Genomic DNA, 6446 nt, shown 5'->3' on the forward strand with positions numbered 1-6446 from the left:
CGGCTCAGGCGGGCTGGCAGGCCGGGCACCAGTAGAGATTGCGGCCGACGAGATCGGCGTGCGCCACCGACGTCCCGCACACCAGGCACTCCTCGCCCGCGCGGCGGTAGACGTAGACCTCGCCGCCGTGCCGGTCCTGACGCGGCGCGCGGCCGGTGGCCTCGGGCAGGTGCTCGGGCGCGACGGTGTCGATGCGGCCGACGCGGACGCCGTCCCGCATGAGCGCGACCAGATCCGCCCACATGTCGTCCCACAGCGCCTTGTCGAGGTCGCGGCCTGGCAGCAGCGGCGGGACGCCGTGGCGGAACAGCACCTCGGCGCGGTAGACGTTGCCGACCCCGGCGAGCACCGACTGGTCCATCAGCAGCGCCGCGATCGACGTGCGGGAGCGGGAGATCCGGGCCCAGGCCCGGTCCGGGTCGGCGTCCGCGCGCAACGGGTCGGGGCCCAGGCGCGCCTTGATCGCGTCGACCTGCGCCTCGTCCAGCAACTCGCAGCGCGTCGGGCCGCGCAGGTCCGTCCAGTGGGTCCGGCCCGCCAGCCGCATCCTGACCTGGCCGACCGGCGTGGTCGCCGGCAGTTTCGCCTCGGCGAAGGTGCCGTACAGCCCGAGGTGGACATGCACCGTCCCGTGTGGACCGTAATGGTGGAACAGGTGCTTCCCGTACGCCTCGGCGGACTTCAGCACCTGACCGTCCAAACGGGACGCCTCGGCGGCGAACCGGCCCTGCGGGCTGCTGACCGACACCGGCGCGCCCGCGTAGCGGCGTTTGTGCAGGCGGGCGAGCCGGTGCAGGGTGTGCCCTTCGGGCATCAGGCCCCCGGCAGGGCGGGCGGGGTGCCGGTGCGCTCGTAGTCGAGCAGCTGCTGGACCCGGCGCGCGTGCCGCTCCTCCGGCGACACCGGAGTCGCGAGGAAGGCTTCGACGATCTCGGTGGCCTGTTCGGCGGTGTGCATCCGGGCGCCGACGCCGATCAGCTGCGCGTGGTTGTGCTCGCGGCAGAGCTTCGCGGTCTCGACGCTCCAGGCCAGGCCCGCCCGCGCGCCGGGCACCTTGTTCGCGGCGATCTGCTCGCCGTTGCCGGAGCCGCCGATCACGATGCCGAGGCTGCCCTCGTCGGCAACCACGCGCAGCGCCGTCTCGACGCAGAACGCAGGGTAGTCGTCGGCGGCGTCGTAGACCGCCGGGCCGATGTCCGTGACCTCGTGGCCCTGCTCGCGCAGGTGGCTCACCAGGTGGTTCTTCAGTTCGAAACCGGCATGGTCGGATCCCAGGTAAACACGCACGGCAAGGGAGTCTGCCATCCCGCCGGAGCACGGGCATGCTGTGGGGGTGGCAGCGACTTGGGGGCAGCCGGGCTACGACGTCCGGCTCGAATGGGGCGGCGAGGGCGTCGGCGCGCTCGGCGGGGTGTGTGCCGTCCTGGTCGTCGTGGACGTGCTTTCCTTCTGCACCACCACGGATCTCGTGCTGGCACGCGGCAACCAGGTGCTGCCGGTGAAGTGGGGCGGCGAGCGCGGCATCGCCGTCGCCCGTGGCGCGGGGGCGATCATCGCCGGTGAGGGCGAGTGGACGCTGCGGCCGTCGTCTGTGACGGAGATCCCGGCCGGGAAGCTGCTCGCGCTGCCCTCGCCCAACGGCGCCACACTGTGCGAGGCCGCCGCGACGACCGATGCCCTGGTCCTGGCGGGCTGTCTGCGCAATGCTTCCGCGGTGGCGGCCCGTGCCCTCGAACTCGCGGAGGGTCGCCCGATCGGGGTCATCCCGGCCGGGGAACGCTGGGGCGTGGACTTGCTGAGCGAGGCCGTCGAGTTCGGGCCCCTGCGGCCGTGTGTCGAGGATCAGCTCGGCGCCGGAGCGATCATCGCCGCACTCGCCGCCGCCAGCCGGTCGCTCTCCCCCGAGGCCGCGCTGGCCGCCGCCGCGTTCGGCGCCACCGACATCACGGACGCGCTCACCCGGTGCGCGTCCGGACAGGAACTCATCGCCGCCGGGCACGCGAACGACGTCGTCCTGGCGGCGCAACCGGACGTGAGCACGGAGGCTCCCGTCCTGACCGAAAGGATCCTTTCTTGACCGAAGGACGCTGGCTCGAACTCGCGGAAGGCGTCTACGCCCGCCGGTACGAGGAGCTGGACCTGACCACCGGGCTCGTCGTCGGCGGCGAAGGCTGCCTGGTGATCGACAGCAGGGGCGATGTCGACCAGGGCGCCGAACTCGCCGCGGCGATCCGGGAGATCACCCCGCTGCCGTGGTCGGTTGTCTACACCCACGCGCATTTCGACCACTGCTTCGGCACGACGCCGTTCCTGCCGTGCGACGTCTGGGCGCAGGAAGGCTGCGTGGCCGAACTCGCCGCACACGGCGAACGAGCGCGGCAGCGGCGGATCGAGACCTACCGCGCCGAGGGCAAACCGCACATCTCCGACGCGCTGGAGCGGACCGTCATCACCCCGCCAGGGCGGCTGGTGACCGAACGCGCGGAGGTCGACCTGGGCGGCCGCGTCGTCACGCTGGTGTATCCCGGGCTCGCGCACACGGACCACGACCTCGTCGCCCACGTGCCCGACGCCGGGATCGCGTTCGCCGGGGACACCGTCGAGCACGGGCCGTCCGGCTTCACCGCCGATTCCTTCGGCACCGACACGCACCTCGCCGCCTGGGCCGCCGCGCTCGACAAGATCCTCGCGCTGCGACCGGAAACCGTCGTACCGGGACACGGCGATCCCGTCGGCGCCGGGTTCGTCGCGCGGCACCGCGACGGCCTCCACCGGCTCGTCACCCTCAAAACCGCTGTCGCGGCGGGTGAAACGACCGAGGAGGAGGCCGTCGCGATGTCCCCCTACCCCGCCGACGTCACGCGTGCCGCACTGGGCACACCATGAGCCGGTCGCTCAGTCGAAGTTGAGCTCGCCCGTGCGGGTGCGCTTGAGCTCGAAGAAGTCGGGGTAGCTCGCGAGCGCGACCGCGCCGTCGAACATCTTCAGCGCGTCCTCACCCCGCGGGATGGAGCTCAGCACCGGGCCGAAGAACGCCACGCCGTCGATGTGGATGGTCGGCGTGCCGACCTCCGTGCCGACCGGGTCCATGCCCTCGTGGTGGCTCTTGCGCAGGGCCTCGTCGTACTCGGCCGAGTCCCCCGCCTCGATCAGTTCGGGCGCGCCGACGGCTTCCAGGGCTTCCTTGATGACCTGACGGCGGTCCTCGTTGCCCTGGTTGTGGTACCGCGTACCGAACTCGGTGTAGTAGTCGCGGACGGCCTGCTGGCCCTTCTGCTGCCCGAGCGCGATGGCGACCCGGACCGGCGCCCAGCCCTCGGACAGCAGCGCCTTGTACCGCTCGGGCAGGTCTTCGCGGTTCTCGTTGAGCACCGAAAGGCTCATCACGCGGAAGTTCAGCTCGATGTCGCGGTGCTTCTCGACTTCGAGGATCCAGCGCGAGGTGATCCAGGCGAACGGGCAGATCGGGTCGAAGTAGAAGTCGACCTTGGTTGGCTTCGACTCAACGGTCATCGTCGTCATCTCTCCAGGTACGCGGGGTCCTCAGGACACGGGGGCGGCCGGGTGACGGCCGCACACTGCCATCCAACACGACCCGGTGCCCGGTTGTTCCCCATCGTCAGCGGGTGGCCACCCATGATTGGATGCTCGTAGATGGAAACCGAAACCGATACCACTGACCAGAGGTGCCCGTGCCCGCCCCGAATCTGACCCGAGACCAAGCCAAGCAGCGTGCCGACCTGCTCGACGTCGAGTCCTACGACATCGAACTGGACCTCACCGACGGCCGCGGCGGTCCCGGGGAGAAGACCTTCGTCTCGAAGACCACCATCCGGTTCTCGAGCGCCCGGGCCGGGGAGCGGTCCTGGGTGGACGTGGTCGCCGAAGGAGTCCGGTCCGCCACGCTCAACGGCACCGAGCTGGACGTCAGCGCGTACGTCGAGGACGACGGCATCGCGCTGCCCGGCCTCGCCGAGAGCAACGAACTCGTGGTCACCGCCGACTGCCGGTACATGAACACCGGCGAGGGACTGCACCGGTTCGTCGACCCGGTCGACGACGGCGTCTACCTGTACACGCAGTTCGAAACCGCCGACGCGAAGCGGATGTTCGCCTGCTTCGACCAGCCCGACCTCAAGTCGGTCTACCGGCTGACGGTGACCGCGCCGAAGGACTGGAAGGTCATCTCGAACGCGCTCGTCGAATCGGCAGGGGACACCCCGGAAGGCGCCGTGCGGACGGTGTTCAAGGTGTCCGAGCGGATCTCGACGTACCTGGTCGCGCTGATCGCCGGGCCGTACGCCGAATGGCGGGACGAGTTCTCCGACGAGCACCGCACCATCCCGCTGGGCATCTACTGCCGGGCGTCGCTGGCCGAGCACATGGACGCGGACAAGCTGTTCGTCGAGACCAAGCAGGGTTTCGCCTTCTACCACGAGAAGTTCGCGACGCCGTACCCGTTCTCGAAGTACGACCAGCTGTTCGTGCCGGAGTTCAACGCGGGCGCGATGGAGAACGCGGGCGCGGTGACGTTCCTGGAGGACTACGTCTTCCGCAGCCGCGTCACCCGCTACGCCTACGAGCGGCGTGCCGAAACGTTGCTGCACGAGATGGCGCACATGTGGTTCGGGGACCTGGTAACCATGCGCTGGTGGGACGACCTGTGGCTCAACGAGTCGTTCGCGACCTTCGCCAGCGTGCTCGCGCAGGCCGAGGCGACCGAGTACACCAACGCGTGGACGAGCTTCGCGAACATCGAGAAGTCGTGGGCCTACCGGCAGGACCAGCTGCCCTCGACGCACCCGATCGCCGCGGACATCGTCGATCTGCACGCCGTCGAGGTGAACTTCGACGGGATCACCTACGCCAAGGGCGCGAGCGTGCTCAAGCAGCTCGTCGCCTACGTCGGCCAGGAACACTTCCTGGAGGGGCTGAAGGTCTACTTCGGCAAGCACGCCTGGGGCAACGCGACACTGGCGGATCTGCTGGGCGCGCTGGAGGAGGCGTCCGGGCGCGACCTGTCGTGGTGGAGCGCGCAGTGGCTGGAGACCACCGGGCTGAACTCGCTGAGCCCGCGCTACGAGGTCGGCGCGGACGGCACGTTCAGCTCGTTCGCGGTCGTGCAGACCGGGGCGAAGCCGGGCGCCGGTGAGCTGCGCACGCACCGCGTCGCGGTCGGCGTGTACGACGAGGACGGTTCCGGCCGCCTGGTGCGCTCACACCGGGTCGAGCTCGACGTCGACGGTGAACGCACCGACGTGCCGGCGCTGGTCGGGGTCCCCGCGGGCAAGCTGGTGCTGGTCAACGACGACGACCTCACCTACTGCCGGATGCGGCTCGACCCGGCGTCGCTGACCACCTTGATCGACCGGATCGCCGACATCACCGACCCGCTCCCCCGCACGCTGTGCTGGTCGGCGGCGTGGGAGATGACCCGCGAGGCCGAGCTCAAGGCCCGCGACTTCGTCACCCTGGTGGCGCGGGGCATCCACACCGAGTCCGAGGTCGGGGTCGTGCAGCGGCTGCTGCTGCAGGCGCAGACCGCGCTGAACTCCTACGCCGAGCAGGAATGGGCGGTCCAGAAGGGCTGGCCCGCGTTCACCACCCGGCTGCTGGAACTGGTGCGCGCGGCGGCGCCGGGCTCGGACCACCAGCTGGCGTTCGTCAACTCGCTCGCCGGTTCGGTGCTGGACGAGGAGACCCTGACGGTCATCGCGGGCTGGCTCGACGGCTCGGCGCCGCTGGACGGCCTCACCGTCGACACCGACCTGCGCTGGCGGCTGCTGCAGGCACTGGTGGCGCACGGCAAGGCGGACAAGGCCGAGATCGACGCCGAGCAGGCGCGGGACGACACCGCGGCGGGACGGCGGCAGGCCGAGCGCTCGCGCGCGCTGCGGCCGAACGCGGAGGCCAAGGCGGACGCCTGGCAGCGCGCGATCCACGACGACGAACTGCCGAACGCGGTCAGCGACTCGCTCATCTCGGGCTTCTCACACCCGGGTCAGAAGGCGCTGCTCGGTTCGTATGTGGCGAAGTACTTCGACGTCGTCGACGAGGTGTGGCAGCGGCGTTCGAGCGAGCGTGCGCAGCCGACGATCATCGGCCTGTACCCGTCGTGGGCGGTGGAACCCGCCACGGTCGAGGCGTCGGACGCCTGGCTCGCCGGCGACCATCCGGCAGCGCTGCGGCGGCTCGTCTCGGAGGGCCGCGCGGGTATCGTCCGCGCGCTGGCGGCGCGGGACTTCGACCGCTCCTGAGGGTTTTCGGCTCTGCGGCCTGCTGTGTCCCGAACGACGCGATGGGGACGTTGAACGTCCTCAACGGCGCGTTCGGGACATGGGGGCGGCGGGTCGTGTTCTCGTGCCCATGGGGCGTCTCCGCGTCCCGTGCGTGTGTCGCGGACGCAGCCGACGGGAGGGTTTAAGAAGAGGAAGGGGCGGTAGGGG

6 protein-coding genes are annotated in these 6446 nt (G+C 70.6%); 3 read left to right on the forward strand and 3 right to left on the reverse strand.

Features of this window, described 5'->3' with window-relative positions; translation table 11 throughout:
- Window positions 1–4: 4 nt before the first annotated feature.
- Complete coding sequence (locus tag ACFW0G_RS42435) at window positions 5–814, reverse strand: Fpg/Nei family DNA glycosylase (RefSeq protein ID WP_378331219.1); 810 nt, start codon at window positions 812–814, stop codon at window positions 5–7.
- The gene (locus tag ACFW0G_RS42440; protein ID WP_378331220.1) at window positions 814–1287 is read right to left on the reverse strand and encodes a ribose-5-phosphate isomerase; all 474 of its coding nucleotides are present in this window, start codon (window positions 1285–1287) and stop codon (window positions 814–816) included. Before ACFW0G_RS42440 ends, ACFW0G_RS42435 begins: the two co-directional genes overlap by 1 nt.
- Before the next feature lie 46 nt (window positions 1288–1333).
- On the opposite strand from ACFW0G_RS42440, the gene ACFW0G_RS42445 reads away from it, so the two are divergent.
- A complete protein-coding gene (locus ACFW0G_RS42445; RefSeq protein WP_378331221.1) occupies window positions 1334–2077 on the forward strand; it encodes a 2-phosphosulfolactate phosphatase in 744 nt (247 codons plus the stop codon).
- Window positions 2074–2886 carry an MBL fold metallo-hydrolase gene (locus ACFW0G_RS42450; RefSeq protein ID WP_378331222.1) on the forward strand — a complete coding sequence of 271 codons (813 nt, stop codon included), beginning with the start codon at window positions 2074–2076 and terminating at the stop codon, window positions 2884–2886. Before ACFW0G_RS42445 ends, ACFW0G_RS42450 begins: the two co-directional genes overlap by 4 nt.
- Window positions 2887–2895: 9 nt before the next feature.
- Here the strand turns inward: ACFW0G_RS42450 and ACFW0G_RS42455 are convergent, their stop codons facing one another.
- Window positions 2896–3513, reverse strand: coding sequence for a DsbA family protein (locus tag ACFW0G_RS42455; RefSeq protein WP_378331223.1), 618 nt, complete (start codon window positions 3511–3513; stop codon window positions 2896–2898).
- Window positions 3514–3692: 179 nt separating this feature from the next.
- On the opposite strand from ACFW0G_RS42455, the gene pepN reads away from it, so the two are divergent.
- A complete protein-coding gene (gene pepN, locus ACFW0G_RS42460; protein WP_378331224.1) occupies window positions 3693–6257 on the forward strand; it encodes an aminopeptidase N in 2565 nt (854 codons plus the stop codon).
- Window positions 6258–6446 lie beyond the last annotated feature (189 nt).

Source organism: Amycolatopsis sp. NPDC058986 (genome assembly GCF_042741125.1).
Taxonomy (GTDB): domain Bacteria; phylum Actinomycetota; class Actinomycetes; order Mycobacteriales; family Pseudonocardiaceae; genus Amycolatopsis.